Origin of the sequence: Frankia tisae (genome assembly GCF_025403405.1) — a bacterium.
Lineage (GTDB): Bacteria > Actinomycetota > Actinomycetes > Frankiales > Frankiaceae > Frankia > Frankia tisai.
In genome coordinates this window covers 17,655-36,372 of record NZ_JANEZT010000016.1, presented here as the reverse complement: position 1 = coordinate 36,372, position 18,718 = coordinate 17,655, and the positions used below count along the sequence as shown (strand labels likewise).

Below are 18,718 nucleotides of genomic sequence, written 5' to 3'. Positions count from 1 at the left end.
GGCGACCCGGGTCACCTCGTCGGCGAACGACGACAGCTGGTCCACCATCGTGTTCAGGGTGTGGGCGAGACCGGCGACCTCACCACGGGCGTCGACGGTGATCTGCCGGGTCAGGTCGCCGCGGGCCACCGCCGCCGCGACCTCGGCGATGCTGCGCACCTGGGTGGTGAGGTTGCCGGCCATGACGTTGACCGAGTCGGTCAGATCCCGCCAGACCCCGGAGACACCCTTGACCTGCGCCTGGCCGCCGAGCTTGCCCTCGGTGCCGACCTCCTTGGCCATCCGGGTGACCTCGTCGGCGAACGTGGAGAGCTGGTCGACCATCGTGTTGACGGTCGACTTGAGCTCGTGGATCTCGCCGCGGGCGTCAACGGTGATCTTCTGGCTCAGGTCGCCCTGCGCCACCGCGGTGGTGACCTGGGCGATGTTGCGGACCTGGCTGGTCAGGTTGCCCGCCATCGAGTTCACCGACTCGGTGAGGTCCCGCCAGACCCCGGAGACACCCTTGACCTTGGCCTGCCCGCCCAGGTTGCCCTCCGTGCCGACCTCCCGGGCCACCCGGGTCACCTCGTCGGCGAACGACGACAGCTGGTCCACCATCGTGTTCACCGTGGTGCCGATCCGCAGGAACTCCCCGCGCACCGGCTGGCCGGCGATCTCCAGCGCCATATGCTGGGACAGGTCGCCCTCGGCCACCGCAGCGATGACCCGGGCGACCTCATGGGTCGGGCGGGCCAGGTCGTCGATGAGGGAGTTCACCGCCTGAGTCATGTCCGACCAGCCGCCGGGGTGGCCCAGGTCCTCCATCCGCAGGGTGAGCCGCCCGTCGCGGCGGATCACCTTGCTGACTCTGGCCAGTTCGCCGGCGTGGCGCTCCTGGATGGCGGCCAGCTCGTCGAACTTGCGCACCACCTCGCCGGCGTACCCCTCCCGGGCCGGCAGGCGGGTGGAGAAGTCGCCCTCGCACAACCTCGTCAGACCGTGCAGGAGATCGGCGATCAGCTCATCCGACGAGGTGCGTGATGCCCGGGTCTCGTCCACGTCGCGAGTCGCATGGGGGACGATGGTCGCGATAGCGTCACCGCCGGGTGCGACAGGATCACGGCGGGCCGGGGCCTGCTGGTCGTCAGTGGAACTCATCGGTCTCCTACCTGAGCTCGGTCGGCACGATCGTCTCGGACGACGGGCCGGGCGGAGGAGCCCGGGCCAGGGGCGGTCTCCTCGGGGCACCGGCGTGGGCGGGCGTCGGTGGACAGGTGACACCAGCCGCCAGTATCCGCCTCACGATGGACAACGCAGGAGAGACTGAGCGACATGAATGGCGTAGGAGGGGGTCCGACGACGCCGACACATGCCATCACGCTGCCGCCGACGCCCGACTCACCCCGGTCCGCGCGGCGCTTCGTGCTCGAGACGCTGCGCGGCCGGCTCGACGACGACCTGCTCGACTCCGCGCTCCTGCTCGTCACCGAGCTGGTCACCAACGTCGTCGTGCATGCGGGCACCGCGGCCACCGTCGACGTCCGCCAGGAGGGCAGCGGCGTGCGCGTCGGCGTCGCCGACCGGCACCCGGTCCGCATCGGCATGGCGCGGGTGAAGAAGGTGGACGTGCCGCGCCCGCCGTCGGCGTTCTCCGAGGAGGCCGACTTCGGCCTCGACGGGCTGCGCGAGGACGGCCGCGGCCTTGCCCTCGTCGACGCGCTCGCGACGAGTTGGGGCACCGAGCACCGCCCCGGCGGCAAGACCGTCTGGTTCCGGCTCACCACCGCAAACGCCTCGGCGGAGGATCCCTCCGCCGAGGACGACGCTGGGGTGACCGTGCCGGCCCAGAGCCGCCCGCCGCGGCTCATCGCCCGCGACACCGCCCGCGCCCTGACCGCCGAGGGCGAGGTGAACGAGCTGCTCGCGCAGCTCGTCGACGCGCTGACCGTGACCGCCGGGCTGGTGCGACGCCCCGGGCGCGACGGCGGTCGGGTCGAGACCGTGGCCACCCTCGGCGTCGTCGGCGAGGACGAGGAGGCGGTCGCGTTCCCGCTGGATCCGACCCAGTCGAGCCTCGGCGAGCTGCTGCTGTGGCCGGCACCCGGGGCGGGCCTGGCCGGACTGGACGTCGACCGCATCCGGCTGGCGACCCGGTGGATGGCGCTGGCCCTCGGCGGCGGCGACATGCGCCGCGCCGAGGAGCGCCGGATCGGGATGCTGTCGTTCCTCGCCGAGGCGTCCGACCTGCTCGCCGGCAGCCTCGAACTCGGCCACTCGCTGGCCCTGCTGGCGCGGCTGCCCGTCCCCCGACTCGCGCAGTGGTGCGCGGTCTACCTGCACCGGGAGAACGCCGATCCGGCGCTGTGGTCGGCGGCCCACGCCGAGGAGAGCATGGCCGGCGCGCTGGGCGTGGCGGCGGCCGACCCGGGCGGTGTGCTGATGGCCGCGGTGCGCACCGCCAGCGGGGACCGGGTGCACTCGCTGACCGCGTTCGGCGGCCCGGCCATGGTGATGGTGCTCAAGGCCCGCCGCCGGGTCCTCGGTGTGCTCGCCCTCGGGCGCCCGGAGGGCAACGCCTTCGCCGCCGACGAGATCGACCTGCTCGCCGACCTCGCCCGCCGGGCCGCGTTCGCCATCGACAACGCCCGTCTCTACAGCCGACAGGTGGAGCTCGCCGGCACGCTGCAGGCGGGGCTGCGCCCACCGGAACTGCCGATGATCGAGGGCCTCGACCTCGGTTCCGCCTACGGCGCGGCGCAGTCGGCCGGCCTCGACGTCGGCGGGGACTTCTTCGACCTGCTGTGGGGCCCGTTGGGCTGGACGATCGCCATCGGCGACGTCTGCGGCAAGGGCGCCGAGGCCGCGACCGTCACCGGGGTGGCCCGCGCCGTCCTGCGGCTGCTCACCGGCCGCGGCACCGACCTCGGCGAGGTCCTGCTCGAACTGAACCGGACACTGCGCGACGCCGCCTCCGCACATCCCAACGGCCAGGGCCGGTTCTGCACCCTGGCCGCGGCGTCGATCACGGGCCCGGCCAGTGCGCCCGACCCGGCCCCGGCGGCCGGCGGTGCGCAGCCCGCCGGGATCCGTCTGCGGCTGTTCCTCGCCGGGCACCCCCAGCCGGTGGTGCTGCACGCGGACGGCCATGCCTCGTTCGTCGGCCGGCCGGGCACCCTGCTCGGCGTGCTCGACGACGACGAGGTCTCCTTCCCCGGCATCGACGTCACCCTCGGCGTCGGCGAATCGCTGGTCTTCTACACCGACGGGGTGATCGAGGCCCGCGACGGCCGCGACCTGCTCGGCGAGGAACGGCTGCTGGCGGCGGTCGCCGGGTGCGCGGGACTGTCGGCGCAGGGCATCGCCGACCGGGTGCTCGCCGTGGCCGAGCGCTTCGCCGGTGGCAACCTGCGCGACGACGTCGCGATCCTGGTCGCGAGGGTACCCGGCTGACCGGCCCCCACCTGGTGGCGGCGACCATCACGCCCGACGGCACCGAAGCCGGTCGGCCGGCCATAACCGCAGGTCCGGCGGTTGCGGCATGATCGGATGACGAGTGGGCATCGCTCCAAGGAGTGCGATCGGAATTCCGAGGCTTCAATCCGCCCTGAGCGGGTACACGATGAGCGATGTCCTCGTTGTTCAGGCTTGGTGGTAGATGAGCGCGTCTTTGGTTCCGATGGCCGTGGTTCGGCAGGCAACCTCTCGATGCCCACCCGCGACCCACATACTCGCCGAGCTTCCCTATCTCCCCTCGGCCGTTCCCCAGGCCCGTCGGGTCCTGCGGGAGGGCATGCGGTTGGTGCAGCTCCCGGAGGACGTCCGCGGCACCGCCGAGCTGCTCGTCAGCGAACTCGTGACCAACGCCGTCAAGTACGGCCAGCCGCCGCTGTGGCTGCTCATCGAGATGCGCCCCGGGCTGATCCACGCCTCCGTCTCGGACACCTCGACCGTCCTGCCGCAGCGGCGCACGGCCGCGCCCGACGCGGAGGGCGGCCGCGGCCTACTTGTCCTCGACGCCCTCGCCGGCAGCTGGGGAACGGTCATCGCGGAGTCGGGCAAGTACCTCTGGTTCGACCTGCCGGTGCCGCACACGCCCGCCCCCGTCGGGGACGGCGCGGTCACGGCGACGGCCCCCCACGACGGCGGCCTCGGACCGGCGCCCGCTGGAACGTCCGACCAGGCGCATCCCATCCCGGGCACCCAGGCCCCTCCGGCGGACTCCCCGCCCGGCAGGCGGCCCGGTCGAGCCACCTCGCTGTCGTCGGCGCCGCCCCGCACGCCGCCGCTCATCTCCCCACGGGCCGCCCCGTTCTCGCCCACCGCCCGCAGGGACTCGCCAACGGCGATCCAGGCGGCCTCGTTCGGCTCCCCGAACGGGTCCCGGCGGCCTTCGGCCAGGATCCGGCCCCACGACTCCCGGCCGGACGACGGCCAGGACGACAGCAAGATCGTCGCACGACTGTTCTGAACCTCCCCGCAGCAGCAGTCAGCTGCCCCGTTCCCCGAGCACGATGCGGTGGGGTCGGGGATGGCCGAGGAAGTCCGCGAGCGCGAACTCATAGCCGTAGGCGCCGGCCATCGGAAACACGATGACATCGCCAGGTCGCACCGCGCCGACGGTGATGTCGCGGGCAAGCGTGTCTTCTGGCGTGCACAGTTCGCCCACCACAGTGACCGGCCGGCCGGAGGTGTCGATGTTCCATCCTTCTGCCACGCCGCCCTCCGCGACGCCGTCGGCTCCCCCTGTCGACGCCTCCCCGGGACGGCGGTCCGGGCTGCTGGTGGCGGCCGGCGCGCTCCTGGGCACGACCGCGAAGTTGTGCACGATCTCCCAGGAGGTCGGCAGGGCGAAATGGTGGATGCCGCCGCGCAGCACGACGAAATCGGTCCCGTAGGAGCGTTTGACGTCGATCACCTCAGCGGCGTACCAGCCGCAGTCGGCCACGAGCAGCCGGCCCGGCTCGAAGAGCATCTCGACGTCGGTCGGGACCGGGAGCCGCGCGAGCCCCTCCCCGAAGCGGTCCAGGTCGAAGGGCCGCTCGCCGCGCCGGTCCGGCTCGAACGGCACGCCGAATCCCCCGCCCACGTCGACCACCCGCAGATCGATCCCGGCGTCGGCGGCCGAGCGGTCGGCGAACTCAAGACACCAGCGGACGTAGTCCAGATGGGCGGCGGCGTCGAGATTGCCGGACACTGCGTGGACATGGAGTCCGGCCACGTCCAGATGAGGCAGGCTCCTCGCCAGGCCCAGCACGGCCGGCACCTCCGACTCGGGGACCCCGAACGCGCTCGGCCGCCCGCCCATCTGGAGGGAACCCGAGAGGGCGACCCGCGCCGGGTTCACCCGCACCGTCACGGCGACCCGCCGGCCGAGCCGCGCCGCCACTGTCTCCAACCGCCGCAGCTCGACCGGGCTCTCGACGTTGACCATGGACACGCCGGACTCGACCAGCGCGGTCAGCAGGGTGACCGACTTCGCCGGACCGGACGCAACCAGGTAGGGCGATCGGGCGGGGACCACCCGGCCACAGGCTTCCCGGGCCAGGCGCATCTCACGTACCGAGGAGACCTCGAAACCGTCCACCCCGCCGAGGCGGGAAACGAGTGCGGTCGGGTCGGCTCCGGCGGCCGGGAGGCCCCCACCCGTTCCGGCGACGGCGGCGCCTCGCAGCAGCGCGTCGAGCACCGGCGGGAAGCCGTTGGCCTTCACCGCATAGCAGATCCTCGCCCAGCTGGGCAGGCAGGCCCGCAGCGCCGTCGCGTTACGGGCGGCGACAGCCGGGTCGTAGAGATAGGCGCTGATCTCTTCCGCGCCTTCGGGCTCCTCGCGCACCGCCGCGAGTACCGTGGCGGGAAGGCGTCCAGCGGGCAGGGCCTGCAGTGGAGCCGCCGACGGCGGAAGATCCATTCGAGCTCCCCTCCCCGCGGCCGGGGCATCCGGCCGACCGGACCACCGCGGCGGTTCCCACAGTGGCCAATCCGCCGCATTTCATGCAACAAATGCACCCATCGTGATCGAAGCGGGCCAACGCTCGCCGGCGGCGAAAGCCGCCATGCCTGTCCGGCGAAGGTGCTTAGCCCGCGTGGACGAGGTTGAATCGGCCACCGCACCGGCGGCGCGTGGGCCCCGCATCGGGGTCGGCATGCCACCTTCCGGGTGTGCGTTGGGACACTGCCCGCCCGGAGGGGACGCCGGCCGCAGGCGCCGGGAGCAGCATTTCCGCAACGATGCAGGGCAACCAGGCGGACCATGGAGAGATCCGCCGATGGCGCCAGACGCGACCGTATCCAAGTGCGGGGCAACGGCTGGAGGGTCGACTTAGGTTAGGCTTTCCTCAACAGCTCCTGCTCGAAAGGGAGTCGCCCGCAATGACGATTTCCGCTCGAAACGGCATCAGCGACGGAACCAGCATCGATCGGGACTCTCCAGCAATGGATCCCGCCGCCATCCTCGCGCGGCAGCGCGAACGGGAGTCCTCCGCCCGGACCTACGCGCGCACCCTCCCGATCGTGCCGGTCCGCGCACAGGGGGCCACGATCGTCGGCGCGGACGGCCGGAGCTACCTGGACTGCCTGTCCGGTGCCGGCACCCTGGCGCTGGGTCACAACCATCCGGACGTGGTCCAGGCGATCACCGCGGCGCTCGCGCGGGGCGCCCCTCTGCACACCCTGGATCTCGCCACCCCCGAGAAGGACGCGTTCGTCGAGGAACTACGGGCCAGCCTGCCGCCGGGGCTGGGCAGCGACGTCAAGCTGCACTTCTGCGGTCCGAGCGGGGCCGACGCGGTGGAGGCGGCCATCAAGCTGGCCCAGACGGCAACCGGGAACCAGACCATGCTCGCATTCACCGGTGGTTATCACGGCATGACCGCGGGAGCACTGGCGGTGACCGGGAACGTCGCCGTCAAGAACCCGTTGCCGCCCGTGGGCTCCGTCGTCCGGCTCCCCTTCCCCTATCCGTACCGGTGCCCCTTCGGGGTGGGGTCGGCGCCCGACCGCGCCGCCGGTCTGGACGGGGCGGAGCTGTCCCTCCGCTACATCGAACGGCTGCTGGATGACCCGCTCGGGGGGGTCACCGACCCGGCCGGCCTCATCGTGGAGGCGGTCCAGGGAGAGGGTGGCGTGATCCCGGCGCCGGACGGCTGGCTGCGGGCCGTCCGGGAGATCACCCGCCGACGCGGCATCCCCCTCATCCTCGACGAGGTGCAGACCGGGGTGGGGCGCACGGGGCGGTTCTGGGCCGCGCAGCACAGCGGGATCACCCCTGACATCGTCGTGATGTCCAAGGCGATCGGCGGCGGACTGCCGATCGCCGTGATCGCCTACCGGGCCGAGCTGGACGTCTGGGCCCCCGGCGCGCACACCGGCACCTTCCGCGGCAACCAGCTCGCGATGGTCGCCGGGCGCGCCACGCTGCGCCGGGTGCGTCGTGACGGGCTCGACGAACGCGCCGCCCGCCTGGGCTCCCGCCTGCTCGCCGGCCTCGACCATCTCGCCCGGGACCGGCCGCATGTGGGGGACGTCCGCGGCCGCGGGCTCATGCTCGGCGCCGAGCTGGTCGATCCGACCGGTACGGCGGACGCCGTCGGCGCGTATCCCGCCGATCCCCGGCTTGCCGCCCTGGTCCGCGCCGAGTGCCTTCGCCGCGGACTGATCATCGAGCTCGGTGGCCGGCACGGAGCGGTCATCCGGTTCCTGCCCCCCCTGATCATCGGCGATGAGGAGGCCGCACGCGCCCTGTCGATCCTGGCCGACGCCATCGACGCCGCCGTGCGGCGGCTCACTGTCGCGCCCATCCCGCCCATCGGTCGCGAGGCCGGGTGAGAGAAGTGCCGCAGCCCCAGCCGGGCCTGGACGAGCTCGTCGGGATGACCCTCACGGCGCTGGCCGAGGGCCGGCGCCGACGCGGCGGACCGCTGCCGGCCGGTGGACCGTCCCGGGTCCGCGCGGCGGTTCAGGCCGCCCTCGGCGCATCGCCCGATCGAACCAGCCTGCTCCCCAGGACCGGGATCGGAGCCGCAGCCGCGATCACCGGACTGGTGGAGGCTCTCGCCGCAGGATCGGCGGATCCGGCGGACCCATGGTGCGCCGCCCATCTGCACTGCCCGCCGTTGCCCGTGGCGGTCGCCGCCGACCTCGCCGTGAGCGCCCTCAACCCGTCCCTGGACTCCTGGGATCAGGCTCCGGCCGCGACCACGATCGAGACGGAGGTCGTCGCGGCGCTCGCCGAACTGGCCGGCTTCGACCCGGATCAGGCCGCCGGCACGATCACCACCGGCGGCACGGAGTCCAACCTCATGGGCCTGCTCCTCGCGCGGGACGCCGCGTCGAACGGGCGGCTGGCGTCGAACGGGCGGCTGCGCGTGTTCCGCTCCACCGCCGCGCACCTCTCGGTTGATCGCGCCGCCGCCGTGCTGGGCATCGACACCCCGCCGGTCGCGGCGATCCCCACCGACGACCAGGACCGGATGCGGGTCGACCTGCTGCGAAAGGCGCTCGCCGAGCATGCCGGGCCCGTCGTCGTCGTGGCCACGGCGGGCACCACCGACGCCGGCGCCGTCGACCCGCTGCGCGAGATCGCGGCTGCGGTCGAGGAGCATCGCCGTCGGCTACGCAGGCGGCCGTCCTCGGCTGCACCGGCCGAAACGGGCCATCCCGCCTCGTCCGGCTGGTTACACGTCGACGCGGCGTACGGCGGCGGTGCGCTGTTCTCCGACCGCTTGGCCGCCCATCTCGACGGGGTCGCGCTCGCCGACTCGGTCGCTCTGGACCTGCACAAGCTGGGCTGGCAACCGGCTCCGGCCGGCGTCTTCCTGACGCCCCGCCCGGACGGGTGGCCCAGCCTGCGCGCCGCCCAGGCGGACTACCTCCGATCCGAGGACGACGAGGCCGCCGGTTTTCCCAGCCTCCTGGACCGGTCCCTGCGGACCACCCGCCGTGCGGACTCCTTCCCGATCGCGGTGACGTTGCGCGCGCTCGGCCGGGACGGGCTGGGCGCCCTGGTCGACGCCTGCCACGATCTCGCCCGGCACGCGGAACGGACGGTCCAGGCCGATCCCCGCCTCGAGCCTGCCTTTCCCGTCACCCTGACCACGGTCGTCTTCCGCTACCACCCACAGGCCGGCGTCACCGGCTCGGCCGCGGCGTGCACCGCCGAACGGCCGGACCAGCTCAACGACGCGATCCGCCGCGCACTGCTGCTCGACGGGCGCGCGGTGGTCGGCCGGACCCGCGTGGGGCCCGATCGGGCCGTGCACCTGAAACTCACCTTGCTGAATCCCAACGCCACCCGGGCCGACGTGGACGCGCTGCTCCGCCTGATTGCCGCGACCGGCGACGAACTCGCCGGCGGGTACGGCGATGACGGCACCGGGAACATCCCGTGACCGCGGACCAGCCCACGGCCGCCACCGTCGCCGATGACCTCGTCACCGAGACCCTCCTGCGCTGCTGGCTGCGGGAGACCGGCGCCCGGCCGGACGCCGACGCCCGCACGATCGACGTCGGGCTGCCGGCGTCAGGCCTGTCCATTCGGGCGATGGTGACCCACCGCTCGCCGTCCGGGTGGCACCGGTTCACCCAGCCCGAACTGGTCTCCCCGGCGAGCGCGCCGTCGCCCGTCGATGCCGGCCTGCTCGCCACGCTCCTCGTGCGTGAGATCACCGCGGAACAGGGGCTGCCCGCCGCTCACGGAACCGAGGCATTGGGCCGGATCATCGATTCGGCGCGCCGGATCGCCGCCCATCTCGACGCTCGGCGGACCGGCGGGCACCCGAGCGCCGTCCCCCCGTTCCTGGCCGCGGAGCAGGCGTCGCTCACGGGCCATCCCTTCCACCCAGCCGCGGCGAGCAGGCAGGGGGCATCCGACGAGGCGATGGCCGTCTACTCCCCCGAACGGGCCGGTTACTTCGCACTTCACTGGTTCGCCGCGCATCCCTCGGTGGTGTCGACGTCGGGTGCCCCGGCGGCGGAAGACAGCCCCGCAGCGCAGTTGCCGGGAGGCCGACGCCCGGTCACGCGCCTGCTGGCCGAGCTGTTCGGCGGCGACGCCAGCCCCGGCGCGACGGGTGGGTACCGCCCGATCGGAGCAGACCCGTGAACTCACCGATGGTGCGGACGGCCCGCTTGCCCAGCTGCTCGCCGACGGGCGCCTCATCGACCTCGGCAGGTCGGGCCCGTGGTGGTACCCAACGTCTTCGCTGCGTACCGTCTGGCGGCCGGACAGCCGGGTGATGCTCAAGTTCTCCCTGGGCCTGCGCATCACCAACTCGCGCCGAGTCCTGCACCTCGGGGAGCTCCGACTCGCAGAGATGATCACTAGGCTGGTCGACGCGGGCCTCGGCGCCGCTCTCACCGCGCGGCATCCGGATTTCCACCTCATCGGGGAGCCCGACTGGGTCGCGGTGACCCGTCCAGACCACCGCCCGCCGTCCAGAGGATCTGACCGGCTGGGCATCCCCGGGTCGGCCGAGGCATCCGGCGGCGGCGACGACGGTGCGGTGGCGCTGGCGACCGCCATCCGGACGAACCCCTTCGGCCCGACCGACCGGGCGGTGAGCATGGCGGCGTTGGTCGCGCCCCGGCCCGATCGGGCGGCGGACAGCCGCGGGCGGTCTCGGGCGGCGATGCTTCCCCGGCTGCTCACCCGGCTGGCCGACCGGCGGCACGAACCCGTCCGGGTACTCGCCGAGACCTGGTTCGAGCGCTACCTGACCGTGCTCGCAGCCCCCGTGCTGGACCTTTACCTGCAGTTCGGCGTGGGCGTCGAGGCGCATCTGCAGAACACCCTGGTCACGCTGGACGCCGACGGCTGGCCGGTGGCCGGGTGGTATCGCGACAGCCAGGGCTACTACGTGGCCGCCTCGGCCGCTTCGGCCACGGAACGCCTGCTGACCGACTTTGCCACGAACCTCGACGTGATCTTCGACGACGAGCTGGTGGCGGAGCGCATCATCTACTACCTGTTCGTGAACAATGTCTTCGCCGTGGGCGGAGCCCTGGGCGCGGCCGGCGTCGCCGACGAACACCGCCTGCTCGGGCGAGCACGCGACCTGCTGTCCCGGATGGACGCGGACGCCCGGTCGGACCGTGGCCCGGCCGGGCCACCCGCCGTCCGGCGCCGGCTGCTCGCCACCCTCCTGACGTCCCCCACCCTGCCCAGCAAGGGCAACCTGCGCACCTGCGTGGACGGCCGCGACGAGCTGATCGGACCAGTGGCCACCCAGTCGGTCTACGTACAGATTCCGAACCCGCTGCTGGAGGCCGCCCCGTGACGTCCCGCATCCCGCTCGCATCCCGCGACGAGCCGCCGCGGACCGCGGTCGCGGCGCCCGGCCTCCCCCATCCGGAGACCCCGGACTATGACGTGGTGGGGGTCGGGCTGGGCCCGTTCAACCTGTCGCTGGCCGCGCTCGCCGATGGGCTCCCCGGCCTGCGGGCCGCCTTCTTCGAGCAGGCGCCGGCGTTCAGCTGGCATCCCGGGCTGCTGCTGGAGGGCACGACCCTGCAGGTGCCGTTCCTCGCCGACCTGGTCACTCTCATCGATCCGACCAGCCCCTGGTCGTTCCTGTCCTACCTGCGGGCGCACGACCGGCTCTTCCGCTTCTACCTCTACGAACGCTTCCACATCCCCCGCCGGGAGTACGACGCCTACTGCCGGTGGGTCGCCGAGGGCCTGCAATCCACCCATTTCGGCGCCCGGGTGGAAGCGGTCCGTTGGCATCCCGACGCCGGGTTGTTTCGCATCGTGGTCACGCGGACGACGCCGCCGCCTGCGGAAGCGGCGCGCGGCGAGGCCTCCGAGTCGGCTGGTACCTGGTCCACCCGGGTGGTCACGGCAAGGCATCTGGTGCTCGGGATCGGCACCGAGCCGATCACGCCACCAGCCTTCGCCGGAGTCTCGAGCGACCGGGTGTTCCACTCGGCGCACTACCGCCAGCGGCGCGCATCGCTGGCCGGGCTGCCCCACATCACCGTGGTCGGATCGGGCCAGTCCGGCGCCGAGGTGTTCGCCGACCTGCTGCGCAACCAGCAGACGGCGACGCAGCACCTGACCTGGATCACCCGCACCCCCGCCTTCGCCCCGATGGAGTACTCGAAGCTGGGTCTCGAACAGTTCACCCCCGACCACATCCGTTACTTCCACGGGCTCGAGCAAGGCCGCAGGGACGCTCTCGTCCCGGCGCAGTGGCAGCTGTACAAGGGGATCGATGCGGACACCATTGCGCAGATCTACGACCTGCTCTACGAACGGACGATCGACGGTGGCGACGAGGCGGCGACGCTGATGCCGGGGGTGTCGGTGCAGTCGGCATCGCTGGACGACGGGCGGGGAGAGATCGCGCTCGGTTGCCGCCACCGCGATCAGGACCGAACCTTCCCCCTGACCACGGACGCGGTGGTGCTGGCCACCGGGTACGCGGCCCGCCGTCCGGCGTTGCTCGACCCGGTCGCCGGGCTGCTGGCACTCGACGGCGCCGGACGGTTCCAGATCGACGCCCGCTACCGGATCGCCACCGATCCGGGCCTGACCGGACACCTGTACGTCCAGAACGCCGAGCTGCACACCCATGGGGTCGGCGCTCCCGATCTCGGCCTGGGTGCCTGGCGGGCTGCGGTCATCCTCGATGACCTGACCGGGGGGCACGCGTACCGACTGCCACCGCCGTCGGCGTTCACGACCTTCGGCGCGCCTCCCCGCACGGGCGGGTCCCACCACGCGCCACGGACAGCGACGACGACCACGACGACCGGCCCGGCCGGGCGCGGCACCCCCGCCACCGGTACCACGGCCGACGGTGGGGGACTCCGGGAGCCCGATGCCGCGGCGGACGTGGACTCCGATCGGGCGGTGCGGCGGCGGCATCCCGTCATGCTTGGCGAGGGCGACCGTTGACCGTCCGCCCTCCTGCCGAGCAAACCCCGCCGCCGGTGGCGGCTCCGGACCGATCAGCAGACCGCTGGCGGCAGGCCGGACGCTCGCTGCTGGCCAAGCTCATCGCGGAACTCGCCTACGAGGACCTGCTCAGGCCGCAGCTCGACGACGGCGGGGCCGCGAACCTCCACGAGGATGGCCCGATCGGTCGAGGACCCGCGCTGGCCTACCGGTTGGTGGCGGCCGATGCCGTCTACCGATTTCGCGCTCAGCGGGGCACGTTCGGATCCTGGTGGATCGATCCCGCGAGCCTCACCCGCGCCGCCCCTTCAGCCGGCGGGCAGGAGACCGACCCGGTGCGCTTTCTGCGGGATGCGCAGTCCCTGCTCGGGTGGCCCGATCCGGTCCTTGCCGACGTGGTGCGCGACCTGCTCGCCACCCAGTCGGCCGATCAGCACCTGCTGACGACGGCGCTGCCCGCGGCAGCCCTCGCCGACCTGCCCTTCGTCGCGTTGGAAGGCCATCAGTCGGGTCATCCCTGCCTCGTCGCCAACAAGGGACGCCTCGGCTTCGGTGCGGCCGTCGACCAGTACAGCCCGGAGGCCCGGTCGCCCTTCCGCCTGCGTTGGGTGGCCGCGCATCCCGCAATCGGGCGGTACTGGGACATCGCGCCAGCCAACCGCGAGCCGGCCAACCGCGAGCCGCTGGACGGGTCCGCCACGGGCCGGTCGGGCAATGCCGCCCTCGTGCACGCCGAGTTGGACGCGGGCACCCGCGCCCGCTTCACCGACGTCCTCGCCCGTACCCGGATGGCCGATCCGGCTGCCGCCGGCGCAGCCCCTGAGGATTACCTCTGGCTACCGGTCCACCCATGGCAGTGGGAGAACGTGATCGTTCCACTGTTCGCCGCCGAGCTGGCCACCGGACTCCTGGTCCCCCTGGGCCAGGGGCCGGACCGGTACCTCCCGCTGCAGGCCGTCCGCACGCTCGCCAACATCGACCGGCCGGAGCGACGCAACGTCAAGCTTGCGCTGATGATCCGCAACACCCTGGTCTGGCGGGGCATGTCCGCGGCGGACGCCGCCGCCGGGCCGGCGGTGTCACGCTGGTTGCTCGACCTGCGCGACGCCGATCCGTTCCTGCGCGAGGTGACGGGGGTGCTGCCCCTGGCCGAGGTCGCCGGCGCCGCCGTCACCCATCCGGCCTACGACGCCATCCCCGACGCGCCCTACCGCCTGCACGAACTGCTCGGCGTGGTCTGGCGCGATCCGGTGGAGCGGCATCTCGCCACCGGGGAGCGGGCTCGCAGCCTCGCGTCGCTGCTCACGATCGGGTCGGACGGACGTCCTCTCGCCGCGGAGTTGGTGGCCCGGTCGGGCCAGTCGGGCCGGGACTGGCTCGCCGCCCTGTTCACCGCGTTGCTACCGCCGCTGCTGCACTATCTGTACCGGTACGGGGTCGCCTTCACCCCGCATGGCGAGAACGTCATCTGCATCTTCGACGCCGATCACCTGCCCCGACGGATCGCGGTGAAGGACTTCGGCGCCGACATCGAGCTGGTGGACGGCGACTTCCCCGAACGAGCGGACATGCCTGCCCAGGCGGCCATGCACTGCCGCCGTTGGCCCGGGCCGATGTTGGCCCACTCGGTGCTCTCCGCCGTGTTCGCCGGCCACTTCCGCTACTTCTCCGTGCTCGTGGCGGATCATCTGCAGGTTGCGGAGGGCGAGTTCTGGCGGCTGGTCCGGGCGACGATCGACGGCTACCACGATCGGTTCCCCCAGTTGCGGGAACGCTTCCGCGAGATTGATCTACTCGTGCCAAGCTTCGACCGGGTCTGCCTGAACCGCGAGCAGCTCGCCGGCGCCGGGTTCCACGACCGGGCCGAGCGGGACGGTGGATTTGATCTGATGCACGGTGAGGTCGCCAACCCGGTGGCGACCTTGACCGCCCGTGCGCCCGCAGTCGAGCCCACGGATTCGATGGCACGAACGGAGGATCGTTGACATCGCCGTCAGCGCCGATACCACCGGCCCATTCGGCGGTGTCCGCCGCATCGGGGCGCCCCCCAGGCCCGAGCCCGGTGGGTACCGAGGCCCTGTCCGGGCTCCTGACCGGGGAAAATGCGGTCGAAGAAGTCGTCGTCGCCACCGTCGACCTGCAGGGCCGGCTGGTCGGCAGCGCCGTGTCCCCCGAGCACTTCGCGCACGAGGTGCTCGCCGACGGGCTGGGCGCATGCACCTACCTGCACGCTGTCGACGTGGACATGCAGACCGACGGCGGCTATCCGCGCACTCCCTGGTACGACGGCTTCGGTGATCTACGGCTCCGGCCCGATCTGACCAGCCTGCGCCGGGCCCCGTGGCGCCCGTCCTGCGCGGTGGTCCTTGCGGACGCGTCCTGGCCCGACGGGACCCCAGTGGACGTGGCCCCCCGAACGGTGCTGCGCCGCCAGCTCGATGCGCTCGCTGCCGCCGGGCTCACCGCCCTCGCCGGGACCGAGCTGGAGTTCCTGGTCTTCCGCGAGTCCTACAAACGGGCGGCGCGGCGTTCCTGGTCCGGGCTCAGCCCGGCCAGCCGTTACAACATCGACTACGCGCTGTTCGGCACCGAGGAACTCGACGACCTGACCCGCCGCATCCGGCGGGCCATGGCCGACGCCGGGATCGCGGTCGAGTCGGCTCGGGGCGAGGTCCATCCGGGCCAGTACGAGATCGTTTTCCGGTACGCCGAGGCGCTCCAGGCGTGCGACAACCACGCCCTCTACAAGACGACCGCAAAGAAGATCGCCGCCGTGTCGGGGCAGGCGTTGACCTTCATGGCGAAGTACGACGAGGGCGAGGGGAACTCCTGCCACGTCCACCTGTCCCTGCGCGGGACAGGCGGTGACGAGCCGGTTTTCGCCGCCCCGCACGAAACCGCCTCGCGCGGAACCAGTCGATCTGACGTCGCGGGCATGTCGCCGCTGATGTGCTCCTTCGTCGCCGGCCAGCTGAGCTGCATGGCCGACTTCACGCTACTGTTCGCACCCAACGTCAACTCCTACAAGCGGCTCGCCCCCGGTGCGTTCGCGCCGACCAGGGTGAGCTGGGGTCGCGACAACCGGACGTGCGCGGTCCGGGTCGTCGGCAGCGGAACGGGGCTGCGCATCGAGCACCGCGTGCCCGGCGGGGACGCGAACCCCTACCTCGCCGTGGCCGGCATGATCGCCGCCGGCCGGTACGGGATGGAGCAGGGGCTCACCCTCGAACCCGGTCGGATCGGCAACGCCTTCACCATGCCGGGGCTCGCGCCGCTGCCCGCGACGTTGCGCGACGCCGTCGAACGGTGGCGGTCGAGCGCGGTGGCCCGCGCGGCGTTCGGCGACCGGGTGGTCGCCCATCTGGCCCATGCGGCCGAGGTCGAGCTGGCCGGGTACGAGGGCACGGTCACCGACTGGGAGCGCCGGCGCGGCTTCGAGCGCTTCTGAGCCGGCGGCCCCGCCCCGTCAGGCACGGCCCGATCCGGCCAGCTCTTCTACGGGCCCGGCCGGCGGGGCGGGGGCGCGGTACTCGTGGAGTCCGAACCGGTCATGCAGGATCCGCAGTGGGCGCGGCGCCCACCAGTTCGCGTTGCCCGCGACCCGCATGAACGCAGGGACGAGCACTCCCCGGATGAGCGTCGCGTCCAGCACGATGGCCAGCGCCGTTCCGACCCCGAACATCTGCATGAAACGGACCGACGAGGTCGCGAAGGCCACGAAGGTGACCGCGAGCAGCGCCGCCGCGGTGGTCACGATTCGTCCGACCCGGGCGAGCCCGGTGGCGACGGCCTCGGAGTTGCCTGCCCCCGCATCGTGCGCCTCCTTGATCCGCGAGAGCAGGAAGACCTCGTAGTCCATCGACAGCCCGAAGGCGATGCAGAACAGCAGCACCGGCATGGACGTGTCCAACGGGCCTGGGGTGAAGTCGAGCAGTCCCGCGAGGTGCCCGTCGCTGAAGATCCACACGGATGCGCCGAACACCGCGCACATGGCCAGGCCGTTGAGCACGATCGCCTTCACCGGTAGCAGCACGCTGCCGGTGAACAGGAACAGCAGGACGAAGGTCGCCAGCGCGATCAGGCCGAGTGCGAGGGGGAGCCGGTCAGCGACCGTGCTCTTGCCGTCCACCAGGACGGCGGGCGCCCCGCCGATCAGGGCGCTGGTGCCGGGGGGCGACGGCACCGCGCGGGCGGCCCGGACGAGATCCTGCGCGCGACCCGACGCGTAGTCCACCGAGGTCACCACCTGCAGCGAGTCCGCGCCGGCGGCCGCGAAGCGGCTACTGGCCGGACCGGGGGGTACGGCGAGCCGGCCCTGCACGTAGGTTCCCAGCGCACTGTCCACGCGGGCCACGCCGGGCAGCCGCGACAGCGTCGCCGTGTAGGCGGCCAGTGCCGACCGGTCGACCGGCCCCGTCCCGGCGGCCTGCACGACGACCTCCATCGCACCGCCGAGATCAGCCGCGAAGTCCTCGCGCAACGCGTCCCCGACCACCCGGCTCGACGCCGAGCCGGGCTGGAGCACCCGGTCGTCCGGCGTCCCGAAGTCCACGTGCAGGAACGGCGACGCGAGCACGAGCAGCACCGCGATCACCGGCAGCCCGGTGAGCACCGGCCGGCGCATCACCGTCGCCGCCACCCGTCGCCAGAACGGGGATTCGCCCGCCTCCCGCGCCCCGGTCGCTGCCCCCCCGTCCGCACCGGACACCCCCACCGGCTCCGACCGGCTTGTCCGGCGTCGGCGGACCAGCCCGATCAGGCCACCCACCCGCCAGGAGTTCACCCGCTCCCCGAGCACCATCAGCAGCGCCGGCAGCGACACGATCGCCGCCACGACCGCCACCAGCGTCACCCCGATGCCCGCATACGCCATGGACTTCAGGAAGTACGGCGGGAACAGCAGCATCACCGCCAACGCCACGATCACCGTGGCACCGCTGAACAGGATGGTCCGACCGGCGGCGTGAACGGTCACCGCCACCGCGTCAGCGCGCTCACGCCCGGCCGCCAGCTCCTCGCGGAACCGGCTGACCATCAGCAGGGAGTAGTCGATGCCGAGACCGAGGCCCATTGCCGTCGCGAGGTTCACAGCGAAGATCGACACGTCGGTGAGGCCGCCGATCACGGACAGGGTCGCGAAGCCGCCGACGATGCCGAGCAGTCCGATACCCAACGGCAGCAGCGCGGCGACGACGCCGGCGAACGCCATCACCAGCAGCACCAGGGTGATGGGGATGGCGATCGACTCGGCCACGGCGAGGTCGGCGGAGACCTGGTGGCCGATGTCCTCGCCCACCGTCGCCGCACCCCCCGGTCGGACGGTCACCGTGTCCGGCCAGCGTTGGCCCGACTCGTAGCGATCGACGATGTCCGAGGCCTCGTCATCGTCCCGCACGCTGGCCACGACCAGCGCCGATCGATCGTCCCGGGAGCGCAGCGCCGGCCCCCCGCCGGTCCAGTAGGACACGACGTCGCGGGCGCCCGGCTGGGCGGCGAGATCGGCCGCCACGGACCGGCCCGCGGCGGCGACTGTCGCGTCGTCGACATCCCCCCGTCGGGCGGTAACGAGAAGGAGCACGTTCGGATGGCCGTGAAAGCGGGCGTCCATCACATCGGCTGCCCGAGAGGACTCCGAAGCCGGGTCGTCGAAGCCCGAGGTCTGCAGCTTGCCGAAGGCCGTGCTCGCCAGAACGCCGCCGCCGAGCAGGAGGACGACCGTGACGGCCAGCACCAGGCGGGGACGGCGCGTCACCAGCGCCACGAGGGACGAGAACATGGTTTCCTCCGCAGATGGGGCAACCCTGCGGAAAACAGTGTTCGCGAACGGTGTTCTCGTCAAGG

The 18,718-nt window shown here is 72.6% G+C and carries 12 protein-coding genes; 9 read left to right on the top strand and 3 right to left on the bottom strand.

What is annotated here, in order from left to right; translation table 11 throughout:
* The coding region (locus NBZ85_RS03015) for a HAMP domain-containing protein (protein WP_261561480.1) at nt 1-1,140 on the bottom strand (1,140 nt) is incomplete at its 3' end.
* Between the two features lie 174 nt (nt 1,141-1,314).
* Here NBZ85_RS03015 and NBZ85_RS03010 point away from each other — a divergent pair.
* Together NBZ85_RS03010 and NBZ85_RS03005 are read left to right on the top strand one after the other, a co-directional pair.
* Nucleotides 1,315-3,432, top strand: coding sequence for a SpoIIE family protein phosphatase (locus NBZ85_RS03010; RefSeq protein WP_261557325.1), 2,118 nt, complete (start codon nt 1,315-1,317; stop codon nt 3,430-3,432).
* Nucleotides 3,433-3,772: 340 nt separating this feature from the next.
* Entirely contained in the window at nt 3,773-4,450 is a 678-nt protein-coding gene (locus tag NBZ85_RS03005) for an ATP-binding protein (RefSeq protein WP_372517741.1), read from the top strand.
* Nucleotides 4,451-4,468: 18 nt separating this feature from the next.
* Here the strand turns inward: NBZ85_RS03005 and NBZ85_RS03000 are convergent, their stop codons facing one another.
* Nucleotides 4,469-5,890 (bottom strand): type III PLP-dependent enzyme domain-containing protein, encoded by a 1,422-nt coding sequence (locus NBZ85_RS03000; RefSeq protein WP_261557326.1) that lies wholly within the window; start codon nt 5,888-5,890, stop codon nt 4,469-4,471.
* Between the two features lie 461 nt (nt 5,891-6,351).
* Between NBZ85_RS03000 and NBZ85_RS02995 the strand changes: the two genes are divergently transcribed.
* The 7 genes from NBZ85_RS02995 (at nt 6,352) to NBZ85_RS02965 (ending at nt 16,325) form a co-directional block, all read left to right on the top strand.
* Entirely contained in the window at nt 6,352-7,806 is a 1,455-nt protein-coding gene (locus tag NBZ85_RS02995; protein WP_261557328.1) for a diaminobutyrate--2-oxoglutarate transaminase family protein, read from the top strand.
* Complete coding sequence (locus tag NBZ85_RS02990; protein ID WP_261561478.1) at nt 7,803-9,368, top strand: pyridoxal phosphate-dependent decarboxylase family protein; 1,566 nt, start codon at nt 7,803-7,805, stop codon at nt 9,366-9,368. Before NBZ85_RS02995 ends, NBZ85_RS02990 begins: the two co-directional genes overlap by 4 nt.
* Nucleotides 9,365-10,081, top strand: coding sequence for an IucA/IucC family protein (locus tag NBZ85_RS02985; protein WP_261561476.1), 717 nt, complete (start codon nt 9,365-9,367; stop codon nt 10,079-10,081). The genes NBZ85_RS02990 and NBZ85_RS02985 overlap by 4 nt, the downstream gene beginning before the upstream one ends.
* The gene (locus NBZ85_RS02980) at nt 10,050-11,255 is read left to right on the top strand and encodes an IucA/IucC family protein (protein ID WP_261561475.1); all 1,206 of its coding nucleotides are present in this window, start codon (nt 10,050-10,052) and stop codon (nt 11,253-11,255) included. Before NBZ85_RS02985 ends, NBZ85_RS02980 begins: the two co-directional genes overlap by 32 nt.
* On the top strand, nt 11,252-12,877 hold the full coding sequence (locus tag NBZ85_RS02975; protein ID WP_261561474.1) for a lysine N(6)-hydroxylase/L-ornithine N(5)-oxygenase family protein: 1,626 nt from the start codon (nt 11,252-11,254) through the stop codon (nt 12,875-12,877). Before NBZ85_RS02980 ends, NBZ85_RS02975 begins: the two co-directional genes overlap by 4 nt.
* Before the next feature lie 35 nt (nt 12,878-12,912).
* Complete coding sequence (locus NBZ85_RS02970; protein ID WP_261559372.1) at nt 12,913-14,862, top strand: IucA/IucC family protein; 1,950 nt, start codon at nt 12,913-12,915, stop codon at nt 14,860-14,862.
* A gap of 77 nt (nt 14,863-14,939) precedes the next feature.
* Nucleotides 14,940-16,325 carry a glutamine synthetase family protein gene (locus NBZ85_RS02965; protein ID WP_261559373.1) on the top strand — a complete coding sequence of 462 codons (1,386 nt, stop codon included), beginning with the start codon at nt 14,940-14,942 and terminating at the stop codon, nt 16,323-16,325.
* 18 nt (nt 16,326-16,343) lie between these two features.
* Here NBZ85_RS02965 and NBZ85_RS02960 read toward each other — a convergent pair whose 3' ends face one another.
* Entirely contained in the window at nt 16,344-18,653 is a 2,310-nt protein-coding gene (locus NBZ85_RS02960) for an MMPL family transporter (RefSeq protein ID WP_261561473.1), read from the bottom strand.
* Nucleotides 18,654-18,718: the final 65 nt, after the last annotated feature.